The following is a 20991-nucleotide window of genomic DNA, read 5'->3' as shown; positions in this document are numbered from 1 at the left end:
GTACTTATTTAGACAGATCTCTTGAGTAATACAAGCCATGCATCAGTTGCAGCCGCAACCTGAAGTCACTACTTCATTACAATTCAATACGCATTCAACTTCTGAAAACACATTGCAAGCCGCCGATGTGCAACGCTTATCATGGGCTAACTTACAAACAGAAGTGCAACACGTTGATTGGCTTATCTTACACTTTAATCACTGGTTTTCCCACCTAAATGTGACGCTTGTTCGTGGTGATTTTGAACCAGAGTATTTCCCTGCTAGCGAACACAGCCCTGCCCGTATTCAGTTTGCACATGGTTTTTTCAACAGCGCTCTTCATGAAATCAGTCATTGGAGCATTGCCGGAGAACAACGCCGTTTATTGCCTGATCTCGGTTATTGGTATGCACCCGACGGTCGTACAGCTGAACAACAAGCCTTATTTGAGCAGGTTGAAATCAAGCCCCAAGCCATTGAATGGTTATTTTCCAAAGCATTTGGACGAAAATTTCGAGTTTCGCTGGATAATCTGACTGGTGAAGGTGGTGACGGCTCGACATTTAAAGACAGTGTTTATGCACAAGTTCAGGATTTTTTTTCAGGTAAAGCCAAACTTCCACGCGATGCAAAACACTTCATTCAGTGTATTTGTCTATGTACTCGAGGTGGCAAAACATTACAAAGCACTGAATTTAATCGTAACGATCTTGATTAAACCCGTAATTTTTTTAAAACATTGATTGCAACGATTTACTTTCCCAAGTAATAATTGAATTAACAATAAATCAGGAGAATAAATATGCTGCATTTAAGAGTACATCCTGACAATCCTCAACCACGTTTAATCAGCCAAGCAGTCGAAAGAATTCGAGCAGGTGATGTTGTGGTTTACCCAACTGATGCGGCTTATGCAATCGGCTGTCAGATTGGAAATAAAAGTGCAATGGAGCGTATTGCTCAGATCCGCGGTCTAGGGGCAAAGCATCAATACGCGATTATCTGTGCAGATTTATCTGATATTGCAACCTATGCCAAAGTAGACAATGCAATGTATCGTCTACTTAAAGCCAATACCCCGGCCGTAACCACATATATTTTACCCGCAACCAGTGAAGTTCCACGACGCTTGATGCATCCCAAGAAAAAAACCATCGGCTTACGTGTTCCAAGTAATCCCGTCTGTCAGATGCTATTAAAAGAGTTGGGAGAACCCTTACTGACCAGTACTTTGATTTTACCTGGTCAAGATGCGCCAATGGATGATCCCTACGATATTGAACAATTATTGGAAAAACGTATTGATGTCTTTATTGACAGTGGTTTAGGTACCTTAACCACCACCAGTATCGTTGATTTATCAGGAGCAAACCCTGAAATTATCCGTCGTGGTGTAGGCGATGTAAGCGCTTTTGAATAAGCGCTTATCCACTTTTCCTTAGATTAGATCCAAAAGTATCAGCTCAAATTACACCGAGTTAATCAATACTTTGTTTTAACGTGATAAAGTTAAAGTTTCTAAATATTCTATTTTAAAACTTTGACTGCTCCCCCTAATTTCAACAAGAATAATTGAATTACCATAACTCTATCATTTTTAGATTGGTATTTTTCTCAATTCAGTTTATAAACAAAGTACAATCCTAAAAACAAATGCTTAATTATGATTTATAAGATACATCATTTACATTGTGGAACCATATGTCCGATGTGTGCACCACTATACGGACAAAAAGGTTTGTATGGCAAAATGGTGTGTCATTGCTTATTGATTGAAACAGACAAAGGTCTTGTATTGGTCGATACCGGTTTTGGGATGCAAGACTACCTACATCCGCAAACACGTTTAGGTAAAGCTTTTACAAAAATCAGTGGCATACAAGCTGATTTCAATCTCACAGCCATTTCTCAAATTCAACAATTGGGTTTTAAACCATCCGAAGTTCAACATATTTTGGTCAGTCATTTAGACTTAGATCATGCAGGTGGTATTTCAGACTTTCCCAATGCCACAGTTCACATCTTATCCAGTGAGTTTAATGCAGCACAAAAACTTTCAGTCATGAATAAATTGCGTTATCGACCACAACAATTTAAAAATCATCGTTACTGGAATTTTCTTGAACCTAAAAACGGCGAAGCATGGTTTAACTTCCAAAAAGTTCAAGGTTTTAATATTTTCAATGATGAAATTCTATTGATTCCTTTAGTCGGTCATACTGTAGGACATTGCGGTATAGCGATCAAACAACAAGATAGATGGTTATTGTTCTGTGGCGATGCTTATTTTAATCATCTAGAACTCAACCCTAAGAATAAATTACGCGCGCTCGACAAAATTGAATATCTCCTAGCGGAAGATAATACATTGCGCCTAAAAACATTATCACAACTGCAACAGCTTGCACAGAATGAAGCAAAAATTGAAATTATCTGTGCCCACGATCCTGTTGAACTAGACCGATATTTAAAACATGCTTAAATCTCAATTATTACGTTATACCACTATCTTCGCACTCAGCCTACAGCTTTCAGCCTGTATGACAACTGCTGCACTTCCAGATCATGAGCGCCCAAAACAATGGGGAACTATCGTTGCTCCACAGTATAATTTTTATCGGATTAGTGACACCGTTTTTCGTAGTGAACAACCCAGTGCTGAACTTATTCCTGAGTTAAAAACCAATCATATTGATATGGTAATTAATTTAAGAAGTCGCAATAAAGATAAAACCGTCTTTTCAAAACAGAACTTTCAATTGGTTCATATCCCAATCAATACTTGGGCAATTGATCGTCATGATCTACTCAATGTTATGAAAACAATTCAAATCGCAAAAGCCCACAACCATAAGGTTTTAATCCATTGCTATCATGGTTCTGATCGTACTGGGGCAAGTGTTGCAATGTACCGAATTATTTTTGAGAACTGGTCTGTGAATGATGCTTTAAATGAAATGAAGCATGGCGGTTATGGCTTTCATCCAATCTGGGGCAATATTGAAAAACTTTTTACCCCTGAAAATATAAAATGGATCCGTGAGCAGCTCGCGAATCCATCTTTAACTACAAATACCTAACTCATAGCGTTTAACGTCGGTCTAGAGGTACCCACTCGATTACCCAAGCCGACTTCATGCCTAGACTCGCATCAGAATTGATCTTCTTACGTGCTGAATCCGCAGTCTCTCGATCTTTCGATGGTCCAACCATAATACGAATACCTTTTGAGGTTGGACTCTTAGTCACTTTGTAGCCCTTGGCACGAAGTTTAGCAGCGACAGCATCTGCATTGGCTTCATTGGCGGCAAGCGCAACTTGTACCATCCATTGCTTATCACCATTTTCAAGCAAATCACGTGCTTTTTCAGCTTCCGCTTTTTTCTTTGCTTCTTCTTGTGCTTTGTGCTTTTTATCCGCTTCTGCTTTCTTGTCTTCCGCTTGCTTTTTCTCAGCAGCGGCTTTCTTTTCAGCATCTAGCTTACGTTTTTCATCTGCTTTTTGTTGTTCTTCTAATTTGCGTTTCTTTTCTTCAGCGGCTTTTTTATCTGCTTCTGCGGTAGCTTGACGCTTCTGCTCAGCTAACTTTTTTTCAGCATCGGCTTTTTGCTTTAATTGAGCATTTTGCTGTTCAAGTTTTTTCTGCTCTGCTGCTTTCTGTTGTGCTTTGGCTTTTTCATCCTGTACCAGCTCAGGAGGAATATCAGCCCCTTCCTGTGCTGCCGCAGCAGCTGCACCACGTCTTGCATTTGCAGCAGCATACTCTTCAGCTGCTTTACGTGCAGCATCTGCTTCAGCCTGTTGTTGCGTCCGTAAAAAATCTGCTGCTTTTGCTTCTTGTTCAGCAACCGCTTTTTCACGGGCACGCTTCTGCTCTTCTAACAGACGTTTTTCAGTCGCAACATCGACAGTCAATGGCTGCAATTGTACAGGCTCACCTGCAGGTGTCGCTTTATTCTGCTGAGCTTGGCTTGTCGGCTGTGTCTCTACTTGGCTTTGGTGGATTTCTTCTTTACCTTTTAGAAGCAATGCCGCCAATAGAACACCACCACTTAATAAAACAACACCACCCATCCAGCGTTGTTTGTTATTCATTGACATTCGTCTAAATACTCCCAGACCGCTTCTAAGGTATGGAATGAACCACACACCAAAATCAGCTGATTATTATTGGTTTCTGCAAGCGCTGATTGAAATGCTGCTTGTACACAATCAAACTGTTCAACTGTCTCATGCTGTAAAGCAGTTTGTAATTGTTCCAATGATGCCGCACGAGGCACAGTTAATGGTGCAATTTTCCACTTTAATACAGTATTTTTCAACAACTTGACCACAGAATCTACATCTTTGTCGGACAACATTGAAAAAACAGAGACAACTTCTGTGTACTGTTTATTGTATTCTAGGAATTTTCGCAATTGCTTTAACAAAAATTCTACACCATGCGGATTGTGTCCCGCATCAAAAATTACTGTTTTATCGTGTATTTTTCTAATTTCAAAGCGCCCTGACAATTGTGCGTTCTGAATACCTTGCGAAATCGCCTGTTGTGAAACCGTTAAACCGCTTACCAAAATTGCAGCGACAGCCGTAGAAATATTTTCCAGTGCCAAGTGTCCCAAAGGAAGTTTTAAAGTCGTTCCTGAGCTTGCAAAATTCCAAGATTGGCCATCTTCTGAGTTATCATAAAAATAATCATGATTTAACGCATATAGCGTAGCATTGGTTTCTTGTACTTTATGTTGTATCGCTTGTGGTATATCTTGTGCGCCGGCAAAAATAACAGGAATATTTGCTCGGATAATACCGGCTTTTTCATAAGCAATTTTTTCAATCGTATCGCCCAGCCAATCGGTATGATCTAAACCAATATTGGTAATCACAGCCACATCTGGATCAATCACATTGACCACATCCAAACGACCACCAAGACCGACTTCAAGTACCCAAACATCACATTGTTTTTGTTTAAAAATAACAAATGCAGCCAAAGTCGTGGCTTCAAAAAAAGATAAAGATAAATCACAAATACGGCGGGCTTGATCAACCGCAACAAAAGCATCAATCAAAGTTTGATCATCAACTTCTTGTCCAGCCAGTTTAACCCGTTCATTAAAACGATAAATATGTGGAGACTGGTATAAACCAACATTCAACCCTTGCGCATTCAAAATCGCAGCGAGAGTTGTTGTGGTTGAACCTTTGCCATTTGTTCCAGCAACGGTAATCACTTTGGCTTTAGGGTTAATCACCCCGAGTTGTTCTGCCACAGGAATCACGCGCTCTAAGCCTAAATCAATCCCTGTAACGTGAACATGGCTCCAATAATCGAGCCATGTTTGTAAATCATCAGTATTTAAAGGTGCTGTTTGGTTGTTCAAGGCAAATTCATCAGTTTCGCTACAATACGATATACAGTATCACGTAATGCGTGACGATGAACAATTTGATCGATTACGCCATGATCAAGCAAAAATTCCGCACGTTGGAACGGTTCTTCCAGCTTCTCACGTACTGTTTGTTCAATCACACGTTTACCCGCGAAACCGATCATCGCTTTAGGTTCAGCAATATGTACATCACCTAACATTGCCAATGATGCTGTTACACCACCATACACTGGATGGGTTAATACCACGATATACGGAAGATGCGCATCTTTGATTTTTTGAATCGCCGCAGAGGTACGCGCCATTTGCATCAAAGACAACATGCCTTCCTGCATACGAGCACCGCCTGAAGCAGCAAAACAAATCAGTGGTTGCTTATCTTTAATCGCTTTTTCAGCAGCTTGTACAAAACGGTCACCGACCACAGTACCCATTGATCCAGCCATAAAGTCGAATTCAAATGCGCATGCAACCATTGCAATATTTTTAACTTGACCTTGCATCACCACAAGGGCTTCAGTTTCACCTGTTTTTTCCTGCGCTTCTTTAATACGCTCTGGATAAGGCTTGCTGTCTACAAAATGTAAAGGATCTTTTGCTGCAAATTCTTGACCAAGTTCAGTGGTCACATTATCAAAAAACCAATTTAAACGATCACGTGCTTTCATTTTCAAATGTTCATCGCATGATGGACAAACATAGGCATTGAAAGACATTGCAGTACGAGTCACGAGTGCATGACATTCAGGGCACTCAATGGTTGGTTCTGTAAACGTCGCTTTGAGTGTTTGTTGTTGGTCAGGCATATGGATGCCTGGAACTGTACGATCTGTCCACGGCGTTGTTGCGCTGAGGATTTTCCCTGATTTCACTTCTTGATTCATACTAACTCATCGAGCGCGGCTCGAAGCTCCTTGACTTTATTCACTGCTGCTTCAACAGCTTGTTCTGGTGCAAGATTTGCAAATGGTTTGACAAAAGCACTTCCGACAATCACTGCATCAGCAACTTGACCTACGGCTTTTGCAGAAGCGGCATCACTAATACCAAAACCTACCCCAACTGGAATATCGGTAAAGGTTTTGATTTTTTCAATACGTGCTGCAACTTCCGTTGTATCCAATGTTGCTGCACCCGTTACGCCTTTTAGAGACACATAGTAAATAAAGCCACTTGCTTGTTTTACTACATGCTGAATACGTTCATCGGTAGAGGTTGGTGCAAGCAAGAAGATTTGATCCATATTGTACTTTTGCAATACTTCATCTAAATCTTGTGCTTCTTCAGGCGGTAAATCCACAAGAAGTACACCATCAACACCACAGTCATTCGCATAAGCCACAAACTTTTCATAACCAATCACTTCAACAGGGTTTAAATACCCCATTAAAACAACTGGCGTTGTTGTGTCTTTTTGGCGAAATTCTTTAACCATATTCAAGGCATCAAAGGTATTGGTACCCGCAGCTAAAGCGCGCTCTGCTGCAAGTGCAATCACTGGACCATCTGCCATAGGATCGGAAAATGGCAATCCAAGTTCAACTATGTCTACGCCTGCTGCAACCATTTGATGTAACAATGGTACGGTTACATGTGGTTGAGGATCACCCGCCATAACATAAGAAACCAAAGCCTTACGCTGTTGAGATTTAAGCTGTGCAAAACGAGTGGCTAAACGTGACATAGGATTGTACATTCCTTGAATTGTTCAAACTTGAGGAGTTTTTAGATCATTAAACACCAGTAAATAAATTCAAAATGGATTTATTTACGGTTTAATCATCCAAATGTATAAATACAAGACACTGCATTGTAACGCTATTTTTTACTCAAAGGATAGAGTCACATAGTCGCTCTCGCGTATCTTGTTTTATATCACAAATAATAAAACAACCCATGGATACATTTAGCGCTATTTTCAAGTTGAGGACAATGATCAAAGCTACCTATTTTCAAGCTTGTAAAAAAATATCATTATGAGTAAAAAATAAAGTTAAATCATCACCCTACAGCCAAACACCCTATTACCTACATCACTTAATTATTTTTCAGAAATTGCAAAAGCTGTTTATACTAGTCAGGATTCTGATTTTTTATCTCCTCTTATGACCACACATTCTCAGGCTAAAGTGCAAGCCAGCGTGCTTGCGCTCTTGCCGCTTATTGTTTTTTTAGCCATTTTTTTAGGCAGTGGTATTTATCACACGATCATTGGTACTGAGTTTGCTTTTTATCAAGTGAAAGCCCCTATTGCTGCTCTTCCTGCAATTATTTTAGCCATCCTGCTGTATAGAGGGAAAATCAATGCCGCTATCGAAACATTTTTGCATGGTGCAAGCCATCCCAATTTAATTTTGATGTTTATGGTCTTTATGCTTGCAGGTGCCTTTGCCAGCGTAACCAGTGCAATCGGTAGTGTGGACTCCACTGTTCAATTTGGTTTATCGATTATTCCATCTGAATTTGTCCTACCGATGCTTTTCATCATTTCCGCCTTTATTGCCACAGCAATGGGAACATCGATGGGAACCATTGCTGCATGTGCGCCGATTGCTTTTGGTTTTTCTCAAGCAACGGATATTCAGCCCATTTATGCAATTGGTGCTGTGGTCAGTGGGGCAATGTTTGGTGATAACTTATCCATGATTTCAGACACCACCATTGCAGCAACTCGAAGTCTAAATGTAGAACTGCGTGACAAATTTCGAGTGAATATCTGGATTGCACTGCCTGCTGCGATTATCACCATATTGATTTACATTTTGACCAGTCATCATGCGCAAACTATTGAATATAAAAGTTATAACTTATGGCTTATTTTGCCTTATGTAATCGTGTTCTTTTTAGCATTTACACGTTTACATGTACTTGCAGTACTGACCATCGGAATAGTACTTTCAGGTTGTCTTGGCATCATTGAAAATCCTGAATTTACCCTACTTAAATACAATGCCGCTATTTATGATGGCTTTGTGGGTATGTTTGAGGTTGCCTTACTTTCTATGTTCTTAGGTGGTTTATCTGCCATTATGCAAAAAGAAGGCGGTTTAGAATGGTTAATTCAACGTATTTACGCCTTAACCCGTCGATTTAAAATCGGTCAACAACGTGCGGGAGAAATTGGAATTAGCTTCCTTGTGGTTTTCTCAAATGTGTTTGTCGCAAATAATACGGTTGCCATCATCTTATCTGGAGACATGGCACGAGAAGTTGCCAAAGAATATGCTGTTGATCCCAAACGTGCAGCCGCATTTATGGATATTTTCTCTTGTGTGGTTCAGGGCTTGATTCCATACGGTGCACAACTATTACTTGCATGCTCAATTGCCAAACTGTCCCCTGTTGAGCTGATTGGTTCGATTTACTATTGTTGGGTATTGGCGATATTTGCAATCTTGGCAATCGTATTTAGATTTCCTAAATTAAAGATAACTTGAAATCATGCTGAATCATGGTTTTAAAAAACCAATTCAACAATCAGATCAACCTGTGTTTTGTGCATAAATTAAAAAATCACAATCATACCAAGCACTTAGATAGCAGCAATGTTATCTAAGTGCTTGGTTTTTAAAGTATACTTTGTTTGCACTGTTTTTTCACAATGACTTCAATTGTTGTTTTTTCTCGAGCAGAGTCTGCCCACTAAAGGCCTTATATGCTCTGGTTAAAGCTGACTGATCTGAATAACCTAACTGCATCGCAATTTCACTGAACGGCATTTGGCTTTCCAATAAAAACTCACAACGCTTCATCCGTTCAATCTCTACAATTTTCTTAAACGATGTCTGTAAGTCACTTAACTGTCGTTGTAAAGTCCGTGTGGATATATGAAGTTCTTGAGTAAGTTCTTCGATTTTTGGGGCGTGTTGTTTTAACTTTAAATATTCTGCCACAATCAAATGTAAACGTTGAGCAATGGTTTCATAGCGAGGTTTAGACGCAATAGCCTCCTCTGCTTGTTTGACCAAAAGCTGCATTAAGGATGGATCTGCCTGTTGGATTTTTAAATTTAAACCTGCTGAGGCTAAGACAAAACTATATTGCGGTTGATGGAAAGAGACTTCACAGCCGTAGAACTTTTGATAATGATAGATTGCCATCTGTGGTGCATGGGCAAAATGCACCGCATGCAATGGAAATTGATTTGGCGGTACAATTTTACGCGCGAGATGCATCATTAACGCATTGGTAAATTCATTAATAAGGATATATTTTTCATGATGAAAGGGCCAAATTAAATGTACATATTCTCCCTTGAGCTGCATTTGCATTGGAATAACTTCGTCACCATCAATCACCAAACGACTAAAGCGCATAATATTTTGTAAAGCTTCTGCCACGGTTGTACTTCGTGATGCCATATAGCCCAAAACCCCAAAATGCTCAGGTCGCACATATTCTGCCATTTCAAAAACGATCTGAGGGCAATCTAGCGCTTGTTTGGTTTTTTCAATCAGTTGATGAAAGAAGAAATAGGAAGATTGTGTATCAATCGGCTGTGACAAAATTCCAATTAAATGTTTTTTTTCATCCGCTTGTAAGAAATCAAGCGTCGCAAGATCAATCCCTCGTTCAGACAGATACATCTGCCAGAGATGAAAATAACCATTTGGGATCTGTAATTCCTGCATCGTCTTGCACTCTTTTTAATCCTTTAACTTAGAAAATTGACATTGCAAATTTTCATTTTGTCGTAAAATGTATAAAAAATGGCAATATCTGTCAAAACAAACTTGCAAAATCCCGACATACTGAAATCATCAACAGTGATGCAAGTAAAATAAAATGAATGCATTAGTTACATATCAGGTCAACCCAGTGGTTCGAACCAAGCTCAACTTTAAACTTGAGGAAGTACCGCGCTTCTGGTTTGGTGGAGATCCATTCCGCACACGACTATTTGACGCACTCAGTCTGACCTTCCCAGATGGTGAACGCTATTTCATAGAAAGTGTTCGGCTCTTCCGTGACAAAATCACCGATCCAGATTTACAACAACGCGTCGCTGATTTTATTCGTCAAGAAGCCCAACATGGTATTGCGCATGACAAAATGAATCAGGTTATGAAAGATCAAGGCATGCCTGTCGATCAATTTATCCAACTTTTAAGTAAGATTTTTAAATTTGAATTGAGCCAACGCTCGCCTCAATACAATATTGCGATGACAGCTGCTGCTGAACATCTCACCGCTTTGATGGCAGAAACATTTTACCGCCATAAAGCAACCTTATCAGAAGCACATCCTTATGTACGTGCATTACTGGCATGGCATTCTATTGAAGAAATGGAACATCGAGATGTGGCCTTTGATGTGATGCAACAAGTCGGTGAGGTCCCCGACAACTTACGTCGATTTGCTTTAGCCTTTACCACCATAATGATGTTCAACTTCACCCTCTACCGTGCCAATATCATGCTTAAACATGATGGATTCAGCCGTATAGAACGTTTAAAAATGGCAGCGCAAGGATTGCCTTGGTTCTTCGGTAAAAAAGGGATTTTATCTGCAATGAAAAATGAATATTTAGACTGGTTTAAAAAAGATTTTCATCCGAGCCAACACCCTGTAATCCGACAATATCAAGTTTGGGTCGATACGATGGCTGAAACCAATGATCCTATTCAAGCAGGTGAAGCATTCTGGCAGGCTGGACTATAGCTGTCTTGATATAAACCGATCAGTTCTATCCTGAAGAGGGATTTGAACTAAATAATGCGAGAAATAAAACAATGAATGCATATGTAAAACACCAAGTTGACCCTGTGGTTCGTAGCAATTTAGATTTTAGATTGAATGAAGTTCCACGCTTTTGGTTTGATAATGACCCTTTTCGTACCCGTATGTTTGATGCGCTGAGTTTGACCTTTCCTGTAGGGGAAAGATATTTCATTCAAAGTGTTCGGGCACTGCGTGACAAAATCACCGATCCAGATTTACAGCAACGTGTCACGGATTTTATTCGACAGGAAGCACAGCACGGTATTGCACATGACAAAATGAATGAAGAAATGCTGCACCAAGGCATGCCTGTTGATCAGTTCGTAAAATTTATGGGTGCGCATTTCGAGCATATACTGAAACATCGTTCCAAACAGTACAACATTGCCATGACTGCCGCAGCAGAACATCTTACTGCATTAATGGCTGAAACTTTTTATAGTAAACAAGAGACTTTAGCAGAGGTTCACCCTTTTGTTCGTGCTCTATTTGCTTGGCATTCAATCGAAGAAATGGAACATCGAGATGTCGCTTTTGATGTCATGAAAGAGGTGGGAGAAGTTCCTGAAAACTTACGTAAATTTGCGCTTGCCTTTGTCACTTTACAAATGTTTGGATTTACCTTTTACCGTGCCAATGTCATGCTTAAATACGATGGATTCAGTCGTATGCAACGTGCTCAATTTGCACTCAAAGGTATTCCATGGTTTTTTGGCAAACACGGTAAATTATCAGCAATGCGCGAACAATACTTAGATTGGTTTAAGCCTGATTTTCATCCGAGCCAACACCCTGTGATTCGACAATATCAGGTTTGGGTCGATGTGTTGGCCGAAACCAATGATCCGATTCAAGCAGGTGAAGCATTTTGGAAGGCCGCGTTATAAGACTAAAAAAGCTTTAAATAAGAACAGCCTTACCATTTCGCGTAGTGCTGTTCCAACAAGCCATAGGCTTGATCTAACTGAATACACTCACCCACTTCAGATTCGACCGTACCACTAATGCGTGATTGCCATTGGCTAAACTGACTCCCCACCAAACGTAAATTTAAGTTTTCAAATCTCCGCCAGCCGGTTTCTACCGTCAGATTTAATTTCTGGTCTAAAGAACGAATTGACCACACGTTTGCATCTAACTTTTCAAATAGTACATCGGCAACTGCATATAGAACACCATTGACCCAAAGACAATTTTCATTGCCAAAACTCTCATTTACACCCGAAGCGAGGTTTAAGCCTATACGGTTTCCTTGCGTATCCCAAAAGTTACATGATAACCAAAACCATGCTGTTTCTGGTCTTAGAAATCCACAGGTGTCATCGAGAGATGCCAATGTTTTTTCATTAAAATCTATACACGCTTTATCTTTATTGATAAAGAAGCCTTCTACAGCCAAGGTGGTTTTCTTTTGCGTATAGGTCCAACCATTAATACCATTGGGACTACACAAGCTTAAAGGCTCTGTCCCTGCACAAAAAATGCGGGCTTTTAACTGCTCTTCACCATTTCGAGTTGCCCGTATATAACGCACACCATTGGCATGTTGCATTTCAAATTCAAAAGGCGATTTACTAAAGTGACTTTGGCTATACAAAGGCTGCTCATCTAAGCTTGTCCCTCGCCCTAAGATCGTATTGGCATTCCATTCTAAAACTTCATTCGTTGAATGGTCATAGACATAAATAAAGCCATGTCCTGCCCAACCAATATCGGCAATTGCGATACCGATAGAATAGTGTTCATGCTGGATACCACAAAATTTAAACTTTTTATATTTTAAATGTTTACGCCAACCTGTTAATACTTTGCCATACGGGGTTTTGTAGATATATTGATTAACATTAATCTTACTCGGCACATCTTTAAAACGCCCATAACGGGGTTGACCATTGCTTTGTATTAAATCCATGTGAATTCCCAATCCTTTTATAAGGGAAGTATTAGACTTTAGTCGGTCCTTCGATTATTGCTATTTTTTCAAATTTAGCAACACCATCACACACCAAATCAATCCACTTTTATCACGATCTAACCTTTAGCGCATTCGTTCGACAGATAAAATATAACTTTGATTTAATTCATAAAAAATAGGGCGAATGCCCTATTTTTTAATCTGCAAAAATCACTTTGCAGGACCACCCCACTGATTTGTTTCAGGTTTGGTATCTGAAGCTAACCAGTAAATTAAAACAAAAGCGCCAAAAGGAACAAAAGCAATCAAGTACCACCAGCCTGTTCTTCCCGTATCATGTAAACGTCGAGCAGCAGCTGAAATTGAAGGCACGATCAGCGCTAATGCACTAATAAAATACAATACAGATGGTTTCTTAAAAATGATTGAGTCAATAATTGCTGCAATGATCAGCACAGCAAACTGTACCAATACAAAGAACCAATATTCTTTACGGCGAGCACGCCCAGAAAAATTGGCATAATTACTTAAACATTTTTTAAACCAATCAATCGCATTATATTGATCTTCGGTTTTATTTTGTGACATTGCTTTTCTCTCTTTATTTTATAAGTGTTACTGACATTTTTTGTACTAAAGCTGTAGCCAGATATTAACTGGTTTTGCATATTTTTCATACACTTTTATTCTATAAAAAGCAAAATCTATTCGAAAAAAGAAAGAGGTCCTTGACCTCTTTCTGTGCAAATCATTGTCTAATCTATGCTTGAGACATTCATCTGCAATTTTTAAAGCAATATATAAAAATCAGATAATCTTTCCATGTGGAATTTGATCAATTAACTTTTGTGGTGCTTTAAAACGTTCACCATATTTTGCTTCAAGCGAGTCCGCTCGAAGCAAAGCTTTTTCTAAACCATACTGATTTAAGAATTGAATCGCACCACCCGTCCACGGTGCAAAGCCAATACCAAAAATTGAACCGATATTGGCATCAATCACAGATTCCAAGACATGTTCTTCATAACAACGTAAGGTATCTAAAGCCTGAACAAATAGGAAACGGTCAATCATTTCTTGTTCAGAAATATCAACATCTTTCTTCCAGTGGTTCAAGCCATCCCAAAGATGCTTTTTGCCACCTTCAGGATACTCATAGAAACCAGCACCCGCAGCCTTGCCTTTACGTTCAAAGGTGTGAATCATGGTTTCAATAACATCATCAGCACCTGAAAGTGGTAAGTCTTTACCTTCAGCCTGAAGTGCTTTACGGGTTTCTTTAGCCACATGCTCAGAAAGCGTTAATGCCACTTCATCTTGAATCGCCAATGGGCCCACTGGCATACCTGCTTTCAGTGCTGCCATCTCAATACGTGCAGGATGTACACCCTCGTGCAATAAACGTAGACCTTCTTGCACAAATGTACCAAACACACGGCTGGTGAAGAAACCACGGCTATCATTGACCACAATTGGTGTTTTGCCAATTTGTTGCACATAGTCATAGGCTTTTGCTAAGGTTTCAGCAGAGGTATTTTTACCTTTGATGATTTCAACCAATTGCATTTTATCGACAGGACTAAAGAAATGTAGACCAATAAAGTGCGTATCATCTTTAGAGGCTTTGGCTAAACCCGTGATCGGTAATGTTGATGTATTTGAGGCCATGACACCATTATTGGCAAGAAATTGTTCCGCTTCTTGAGTCACTTTGGCTTTTAATTCTTGATTTTCAAATACAGCTTCGATAATCAAATCACAGCCTTTTAAGTCTTCTGCAGATGCTGTTGCGGTAATCAAACTTAAAATTTGATCACGCTTTTCCGCGCTCATACGACCTTGCGAAACACGTTTATCCAATAGTTTTTGGCTATAAGCTTTACCTTTTTCAGCATTTTCCACAGAGACATCTTTTAGCACAACTTGAATGCCTTTGATTGCTGTCGAATATGCAATACCCGCGCCCATCATGCCTGCACCAAGTACACCCACTTTGGTCGCTTGCCACTTGGCAATGTTTTTAGGACGACTTGCACCTGCTTTAATTGCATTCAAACCATGCCAGAACGTTCCAATCATATTCTTGGCAACTTGCCCTGTTGCAAGATAAGTGAAGTAACGCCCCTCTATACGGAAAGCGGTATCTACATCAACTTGGGCACCTTCAACCGCAGCGGCCATAATCGCTTCAGGCGCTGGATAACAGCCCTTGGTTTTATCACGCAGCATTGCAGGTGCAATTGCCAGAATCTGAGCAACCGCAGGCGTTTTAGGATCGCCACCTGGAATTTTATAGCCTTTCACATCATAAGGCTGTTGAGATTTAGGATTGGCTTTGATCCAAGCAATCGCTTTGTCCAGCATGTCTTGCTCGCTATCCGCAAGCTCATTGACTAAACCTAAAGACTTGGCTTTATCTACCCCGAATTGCTTACCTTCCATGAGGAACGGGAATGCATTTTGCAAACCTAGCAGACGCACCATACGCACCACACCGCCACCACCAGGAAGTAAGCCCAGTGTTACTTCTGGCAAACCTAATTTGGTTTTAGGATCATTTAAAGCAATACGATAATGACAACTTAAAGCAATTTCCCAACCACCACCTAACGCTGTACCATTAATCGCCGCAACCACAGGAACACCTAAGGTATCAATCGTACGAAGATCACCTTTTAGCTTGGCAGTCATATTAAAGAACTCAGTGGCATGTTCTGGCGTTGCCTCAATCAGCTCATCCAAATCACCGCCGGCAAAAAAAGTTTTTTTCGCAGAACGATAAATCACACCTTTTAAATCTGTTTCAGATTTAAGTTTAGACACAACATTTTCTAAAGCCACACGAAAATCAGCGTTCATGGTATTTGCAGACTGGTTTGGAGAATCCATCGTTAAAATAACAATGCCATCCGCATTTTTTTCATATTGAATTGCACTCATTATTATTCTCCTTATACCAACTCAATAATGGTCGCAATACCCATGCCACCACCTACACACAATGTTGCTAGACCACGTTTTTTACCCTGACGTTCTAATTCATCAAGCAGCGTACCAAGAATCATTGCCCCTGTTGCGCCCAATGGATGCCCCATTGCAATCGCGCCCCCATTTACATTGACTTTTTCAGCTGGAACTTTAAGTTCAGTCATAAAACGCATCACCACAGATGCAAAGGCTTCATTTACTTCAAAGAGATCAATATCATCTATGCTGAGACCTGCTTTTGCCAGTGCTTTACGCGCAGCAGGTGCAGGGCCTGTGAGCATAATGGTTGGATCTGTTCCAACCAATGCCGTTGCCAACACTTTTGCACGTGGTTTTAAACCTTGCTCTTTGACTGCTTTTTCAGAAGCAATCAGCACTACGGCAGCACCATCTACGATGCCCGATGAATTTCCAGCATGATGTACATGGTTAATTTTTTGTGCTTCTGGATATTGTTGTAATGCAAGCGCATCAAAACCCATTCCACCCATCATTTCAAAACTTGGATTAAGTTTTGCCAAGCCTTCAGCAGTTGTACTTGGTTTAATGAATTCATCTTTTTCAAGAATCGTAACACCAGCTTTATCTTTCACTGCAACCACGGACTGATCAAAGCGTCCCGCTGCCTGTGCAGCAGCAGCTTTACGTTGTGAGTTGGCAGCAAACTCATCCACATCTGTACGGCTATAACCGTCGAGCGTAGCAATTAAGTCCGCGCCAATCCCTTGAGGAACAAAATGTGATTTTAAATTTGTTTCAGGATCCAGCGCCCAAGGTCCACCATCGGAACCCATTGGAATACGTGACATAGACTCCACGCCGCCAGCAACAACAATATCTTCCCAGCCTGAACGTACTTTTTGTGCAGCCATATTGACAGCTTCAAGACCTGAAGCACAGAAACGGTTGATTTGCACACCGGCAACATCATTGTCCCAACCTGCCGCAATTGCAGCAGTTTTAGCAATATCACCGCCTTGATCGGCAATTGGTGTTACACAACCCAGTACGATATCGTCTACTTTTGAAGTATCAAGCTGATGACGATCTTTCAATTCATTGAGCAATGTGGTTAATAATGTAATTGGTTTCACTTCATACAGTGAACCATCTTTTTTTCCTTTTCCGCGTGGTGTGCGAATGGCATCAATGATGTAAGCCTCGCTCATAGCTGTTCCTTCTTATGACTTCTAGGTTGTTATCTGCTTTGAGTGTACGTTATAAAGTTGAGAGTTCAATGACGAGAACGAAATAGTCAATTGATATTTTTTGTCAATTGGCTGGTTCGTTCTGAATGGGAAAACGAAAACAAATCACGTATTTCAATTAAGTGCCAATCTCATTGCACATCTGCTGTTACGAGAAAAACCACATGCAACTTCATGCTCAAGTTTATGCTCAAGATAGAGAGGCATCTCAAGCGCATTGATCTTTTCAAAGCCTAATTTTTCATAAAATGGTCGATTCCAAATCACATCATGAAAGGTGGTTAAGGTCACAGCATCACAGCCCTCTCCCTGAGCAGTAGCAATCACATATTCAATCAATTGCCGACCAATCCCTTGTTTTTGAAATGCGCCACTCACATCTAGTTCAATGATATATAAATCAAGCGCTTGTCTTTCTGCATATAAAAAACCTGTAGCTTGATTCTTTTGATTAATCGCGACAAATGCATAAGCAGAAGAAATCAATTGTAAGTGATCTTGTGCTGACAATACGGGGCTTTCGACAAGCCAAGATAACTCGGGAAGACTTGAAAATGCTTGTGTAGCAGATTTTTCTATTTCGATCAGTTGCGCTATATCTGAGGGATCAATTTTTCTAATCAAACATATCATCTATATATCCAGTCAAAAATATTTTAAATAGCATCTAACGACTTAGCTCAAACCTAAAATAAGCAGGTCCGATATTCTCTTTTTTTCACAATCATCACAATCATAGCGAAGATTATTCAATGCGCTATTGAGTGGATAAATCTAAATGATAGAACTGATTGAAATCAGACTCTTGATATTCTGAAAAAGAAGCACCTTTGATAAAGCCAAATTTTTTATACAAGCAAATTGCAGGTTCAAAAGATGAGTGTGTTCCCGTTTCCAAACTCAATTTTTGGTATTCACGTTGTTGTGCAATCAATAAAAGATGTTTCAGCATTTCTGTTGCAGCACCTTTACGTAAATGTTTGGGATGTGTTCGCATAGACTTTAATTCAGCATGTGTAGATGACAACTCTTGAATTGCACCACAAGCTAAAAGTTCATTTTGTTCCCAAAGGGTAAAAAAGCTAATTTCGGGTTGTTGTAACGCAGTTAGATCTAATGCAAAACTATGCTCAATCGGTGAGTTTTCATGCATACCATGTAAATGAATTCTGAGTAAATCTTGTACTTGCACATCATCAAACTCAGCAAGTCTAATCATTTTTTAATACCCTATTCTTGAAAATTCTTTCGCTTTATCGCTTATATCTTACAAGAAATTTTAGCTGGAATGATCAGGCATAAAAAAGCCCAAGTATCACTTGGGCTTAGGATCAGCAAAAATACTTTTGAATTCATCTATGTTTGATTAATGATAACCATGCAATTGACGATAAAGCCCTGGGGTAACCCCTGTCCATTTTTTAAATGCGCGATGGAAGGTACTGGTTTCACTAAAGCCCACTTGTTGTGCTACATCCTCCAAGGTTAAATCCGGATTTAACAACAAATGAATCGCTGCATCACGACGCAAGGCATCTTTAACGCCTTGGTAACTCTTACCTTCTGCAGCTAAGCGGCGGCGCAAGGTTTGTGGTGATAAATACAACATTGAAGCCACATCATTTAAGGTTGGCATTTCTTCACCAATTTGACTCTTTAAGACTTCACGAATACGCGAAGTTAAAGAATTGGTATTTTTGAATTTCACCAAAAGCTGAGCAGGCGCAGCTTTTAAAAACTCTTCTAAACTTGCTTCATCCTGACGAATCGGTAAATCCAAATAGTCAGCGGCAAAAGTAATTTCAGTACGTGGCATATCAAATTGCATCACAGGTGCAAAGAACAGCGCATCATACTCATCTGCATGATTTGGACGCGGGTAACCAAAATGTACCCGTTCTAAAGGAATACGACGTTCAATTAACCATGAAGCTAAACCATGCCAAATCATCAACATACTTTCAGTAATAAAATGATCAGGGTCCATGGTTTTTGGAATCAATGGCACTAAACGCGCTTCATGTTTGTCACGTTCGACCGCGACCGACCATTCATCCCCAAACAATTTATAAAATTGTGATGATAACTCTAAAGCATCACCCAAAGTTTTAGCGTGGATAATCAATTGGCACATGATGGCAAAAGATCCCAAACGACGAGGTTGGATATCAAAGCCAACATGTTCATCTTGGGTCACCATCCACAGCATTTTCACAAAACGTGTATATTGCTCTGGTGAAATACGTGCTTTAGGTTGGCGAAGTAATTCTGCTTCTATGCCAACATGTGAAAGTAAGGTATCAACGTCCATTCCTAGACGCTTCACACCTGTTAAGGCGGCATTCACAAAATGGATACTGATCGTATCACGACTCATGGTAAATCCTTCACTCTCTTTGATGTTCACTAACAATTGACCTAAATGACGCTAAAAAATGTTTTATTGGCGATTTACAACAGTGCAGATCACCTTTTTACATCATAAATTGCCGAAATGATCAAGGTAAATGGCTGAACATGACATTGTTTTGTTAATTTTATATTTCTATTATGGGTGTAAAATCAAGACAGTATTGGTAAAAACAATTATGACAACAGCTTTAAAGGGATTGAAAGTACTCGATTTTTCCACTTTATTACCCGGTCCATTTGCAACTTTATACCTTGCAGACCTAGGTGCAGAAGTGATCCATATTGAATCGCCAACGCGTCCAGATCTGGTGCGCTTGTTCCCGCCTTATGCCAATGGACAAGCGACTTCACACAGTTATCTCAACCGAAATAAACAATCTGTCACTTTAGATTTAAAAGATCCTGCCAGCATTGAGCAAGTTAAGCAGAAGATTTCTGAGTTTGATATTGTCGTTGAACAATTTCGTCCGGGGGTGATGCAACGTTTGGGTTTGGATTATCAAACTTTGGCTGAAATTAACCCACGATTAATTTACTGTTCAATTACGGGTTATGGCCAAACTGGCTCATATAAAGATAAAGCTGGACATGATATTAACTATATTGCCCTGTCTGGTATCGCGGGACACTGTGGCCGCCAAGACAGTGGACCACCGCCGATGGGGATTCAAATCGCAGATGTGGCAGGTGGTTCCTTACATGCTGTCATCGGTATTCTTACTGCTGTAGTTGAACGCCAAAATAGTGGTCTGGGACAATATATTGATATTTCCATGACCGATTGTGTGGTTGGACTCAATAATATGGCAGCCGCAGCCAGTTTGGCTGGTGGTCAACAGCAGCAACGTGAATCAGAACAACTTAATGGCGGGACCTTTTATGATTATTATGAAACGGCCGATGCTCGTTACTTATCTATTGGTAGCTTAGAGCCACAATTTATGACTGGACTGGCAAGCGCGTTAGAATTGCCAATCCTTCTACAAAAAGGTGCTTCTTTCGATACTGAAGATCGTCAAATGGTCAAGCAAGCGATTCGAGATAAAATTAAAAGTAAAAATCTGGCTGAATGGAATCAACTGTTTGAACAACTGGACGTTTGCGTAGAACCGGTACTGAGTTTAGATGAAGCACTGCAATCCCAAATTTCTCAACAACGTAATTGGGTGGTCAATGTGCCATTGAAGCCTAATTCTGATCAAACTGAACCTCAGTTAGCCTGTCCAATTAAGTTTTCAAGATCACAAATGCAATATCACTATATTGGCCAACAACTGGGTGAAGGGACATGGTAATTGCCCATTTAATACAACACAATTCAAGTTAAATAAAATTACAATTCTGTCATCTTCTTTACAATTTGTATAATTTGTAA

At 40.0% G+C, this 20991-nt stretch carries 20 protein-coding genes; 8 read left to right on the top strand and 12 right to left on the bottom strand.

Annotation, left to right across the window (positions count from 1 at the left end; genetic code table 11):
• The first annotated feature begins 37 nt into the window (after window positions 1–37).
• The 4 genes from AC07WY_RS19735 to AC07WY_RS19720 all read left to right on the top strand — a co-directional run bounded on the left by AC07WY_RS19735 (window position 38) and on the right by AC07WY_RS19720 (window position 3062).
• On the top strand, window positions 38–700 hold the full coding sequence (locus AC07WY_RS19735) for an elongation factor P hydroxylase (RefSeq protein ID WP_262086887.1): 663 nt from the start codon (window positions 38–40) through the stop codon (window positions 698–700).
• 84 nt (window positions 701–784) lie between these two features.
• Window positions 785–1402, top strand: coding sequence for an L-threonylcarbamoyladenylate synthase (locus tag AC07WY_RS19730; RefSeq protein WP_004817743.1), 618 nt, complete (start codon window positions 785–787; stop codon window positions 1400–1402).
• 243 nt (window positions 1403–1645) lie between these two features.
• Window positions 1646–2464 (top strand): MBL fold metallo-hydrolase, encoded by an 819-nt coding sequence (locus AC07WY_RS19725; RefSeq protein ID WP_494736972.1) that lies wholly within the window; start codon window positions 1646–1648, stop codon window positions 2462–2464.
• Window positions 2457–3062 (top strand): dual specificity protein phosphatase family protein, encoded by a 606-nt coding sequence (locus tag AC07WY_RS19720; RefSeq protein ID WP_494736971.1) that lies wholly within the window; start codon window positions 2457–2459, stop codon window positions 3060–3062. The genes AC07WY_RS19725 and AC07WY_RS19720 overlap by 8 nt, the downstream gene beginning before the upstream one ends.
• A 10-nt stretch (window positions 3063–3072) precedes the next feature.
• Here AC07WY_RS19720 and AC07WY_RS19715 read toward each other — a convergent pair whose 3' ends face one another.
• Genes AC07WY_RS19715 through trpA form a run of 4 tightly spaced genes read right to left on the bottom strand, consistent with a single transcriptional unit; the run spans window position 3073 to window position 7056 of the window.
• Entirely contained in the window at window positions 3073–4083 is a 1011-nt protein-coding gene (locus AC07WY_RS19715; RefSeq protein ID WP_096735086.1) for an SPOR domain-containing protein, read from the bottom strand.
• Window positions 4074–5363 carry a bifunctional tetrahydrofolate synthase/dihydrofolate synthase gene (gene folC, locus AC07WY_RS19710; protein ID WP_262086893.1) on the bottom strand — a complete coding sequence of 430 codons (1290 nt, stop codon included), beginning with the start codon at window positions 5361–5363 and terminating at the stop codon, window positions 4074–4076. The genes AC07WY_RS19715 and folC overlap by 10 nt, the downstream gene beginning before the upstream one ends.
• On the bottom strand, window positions 5360–6256 hold the full coding sequence (accD, locus tag AC07WY_RS19705) for an acetyl-CoA carboxylase, carboxyltransferase subunit beta (protein ID WP_004723984.1): 897 nt from the start codon (window positions 6254–6256) through the stop codon (window positions 5360–5362). The genes folC and accD overlap by 4 nt, the downstream gene beginning before the upstream one ends.
• A complete protein-coding gene (gene trpA, locus AC07WY_RS19700) occupies window positions 6253–7056 on the bottom strand; it encodes a tryptophan synthase subunit alpha (RefSeq protein ID WP_262086894.1) in 804 nt (267 codons plus the stop codon). The genes accD and trpA overlap by 4 nt, the downstream gene beginning before the upstream one ends.
• A gap of 421 nt (window positions 7057–7477) precedes the next feature.
• Between trpA and AC07WY_RS19695 the strand changes: the two genes are divergently transcribed.
• Window positions 7478–8809, top strand: a complete 1332-nt coding sequence (locus tag AC07WY_RS19695; protein ID WP_262086895.1) for a Na+/H+ antiporter NhaC family protein — start codon at window positions 7478–7480, stop codon at window positions 8807–8809.
• Between the two features lie 159 nt (window positions 8810–8968).
• Here AC07WY_RS19695 and AC07WY_RS19690 read toward each other — a convergent pair whose 3' ends face one another.
• The gene (locus tag AC07WY_RS19690) at window positions 8969–10003 is read right to left on the bottom strand and encodes an AraC family transcriptional regulator (protein WP_262086898.1); all 1035 of its coding nucleotides are present in this window, start codon (window positions 10001–10003) and stop codon (window positions 8969–8971) included.
• 154 nt (window positions 10004–10157) lie between these two features.
• On the opposite strand from AC07WY_RS19690, the gene AC07WY_RS19685 reads away from it, so the two are divergent.
• Together AC07WY_RS19685 and AC07WY_RS19680 are read left to right on the top strand one after the other, a co-directional pair.
• Window positions 10158–11033 carry a metal-dependent hydrolase gene (locus AC07WY_RS19685; RefSeq protein WP_419336904.1) on the top strand — a complete coding sequence of 292 codons (876 nt, stop codon included), beginning with the start codon at window positions 10158–10160 and terminating at the stop codon, window positions 11031–11033.
• Window positions 11034–11104: 71 nt separating this feature from the next.
• Window positions 11105–11980, top strand: a complete 876-nt coding sequence (locus AC07WY_RS19680; RefSeq protein WP_419336905.1) for a metal-dependent hydrolase — start codon at window positions 11105–11107, stop codon at window positions 11978–11980.
• Window positions 11981–12009: 29 nt separating this feature from the next.
• Here the strand turns inward: AC07WY_RS19680 and AC07WY_RS19675 are convergent, their stop codons facing one another.
• From AC07WY_RS19675 to AC07WY_RS19645, 7 genes are all read right to left on the bottom strand, one after another.
• Window positions 12010–13005 carry a DUF2804 domain-containing protein gene (locus AC07WY_RS19675; RefSeq protein WP_262086904.1) on the bottom strand — a complete coding sequence of 332 codons (996 nt, stop codon included), beginning with the start codon at window positions 13003–13005 and terminating at the stop codon, window positions 12010–12012.
• Window positions 13006–13218: 213 nt separating this feature from the next.
• Window positions 13219–13596, bottom strand: a complete 378-nt coding sequence (locus tag AC07WY_RS19670) for a DUF805 domain-containing protein (RefSeq protein WP_004817765.1) — start codon at window positions 13594–13596, stop codon at window positions 13219–13221.
• A gap of 219 nt (window positions 13597–13815) precedes the next feature.
• Window positions 13816–15948, bottom strand: coding sequence for a 3-hydroxyacyl-CoA dehydrogenase NAD-binding domain-containing protein (locus AC07WY_RS19665; RefSeq protein WP_419336907.1), 2133 nt, complete (start codon window positions 15946–15948; stop codon window positions 13816–13818).
• A gap of 11 nt (window positions 15949–15959) precedes the next feature.
• Complete coding sequence (locus AC07WY_RS19660; RefSeq protein ID WP_494736970.1) at window positions 15960–17165, bottom strand: acetyl-CoA C-acetyltransferase; 1206 nt, start codon at window positions 17163–17165, stop codon at window positions 15960–15962.
• 153 nt (window positions 17166–17318) lie between these two features.
• Entirely contained in the window at window positions 17319–17837 is a 519-nt protein-coding gene (locus AC07WY_RS19655; protein WP_419336910.1) for a GNAT family N-acetyltransferase, read from the bottom strand.
• A 124-nt stretch (window positions 17838–17961) separates the two neighbouring features.
• Window positions 17962–18423 carry a GNAT family N-acetyltransferase gene (locus AC07WY_RS19650; RefSeq protein WP_004817773.1) on the bottom strand — a complete coding sequence of 154 codons (462 nt, stop codon included), beginning with the start codon at window positions 18421–18423 and terminating at the stop codon, window positions 17962–17964.
• Window positions 18424–18570: 147 nt separating this feature from the next.
• A complete protein-coding gene (locus AC07WY_RS19645) occupies window positions 18571–19581 on the bottom strand; it encodes an AraC family transcriptional regulator (protein WP_004724010.1) in 1011 nt (336 codons plus the stop codon).
• Between the two features lie 211 nt (window positions 19582–19792).
• Here AC07WY_RS19645 and AC07WY_RS19640 point away from each other — a divergent pair, with 211 nt between their 5' ends.
• Window positions 19793–20911: a CaiB/BaiF CoA transferase family protein gene (locus AC07WY_RS19640; protein ID WP_419336912.1), complete on the top strand. Its 1119-nt coding sequence runs from the start codon at window positions 19793–19795 to the stop codon at window positions 20909–20911.
• Window positions 20912–20991: the final 80 nt, after the last annotated feature.

It is taken from the genome of Acinetobacter sp. GW821-FHT01C12 (genome assembly GCF_059422625.1).
Note: the sequence above shows the minus strand (reverse complement) of the source record. Positions and strands in the feature narration are given on the sequence as shown.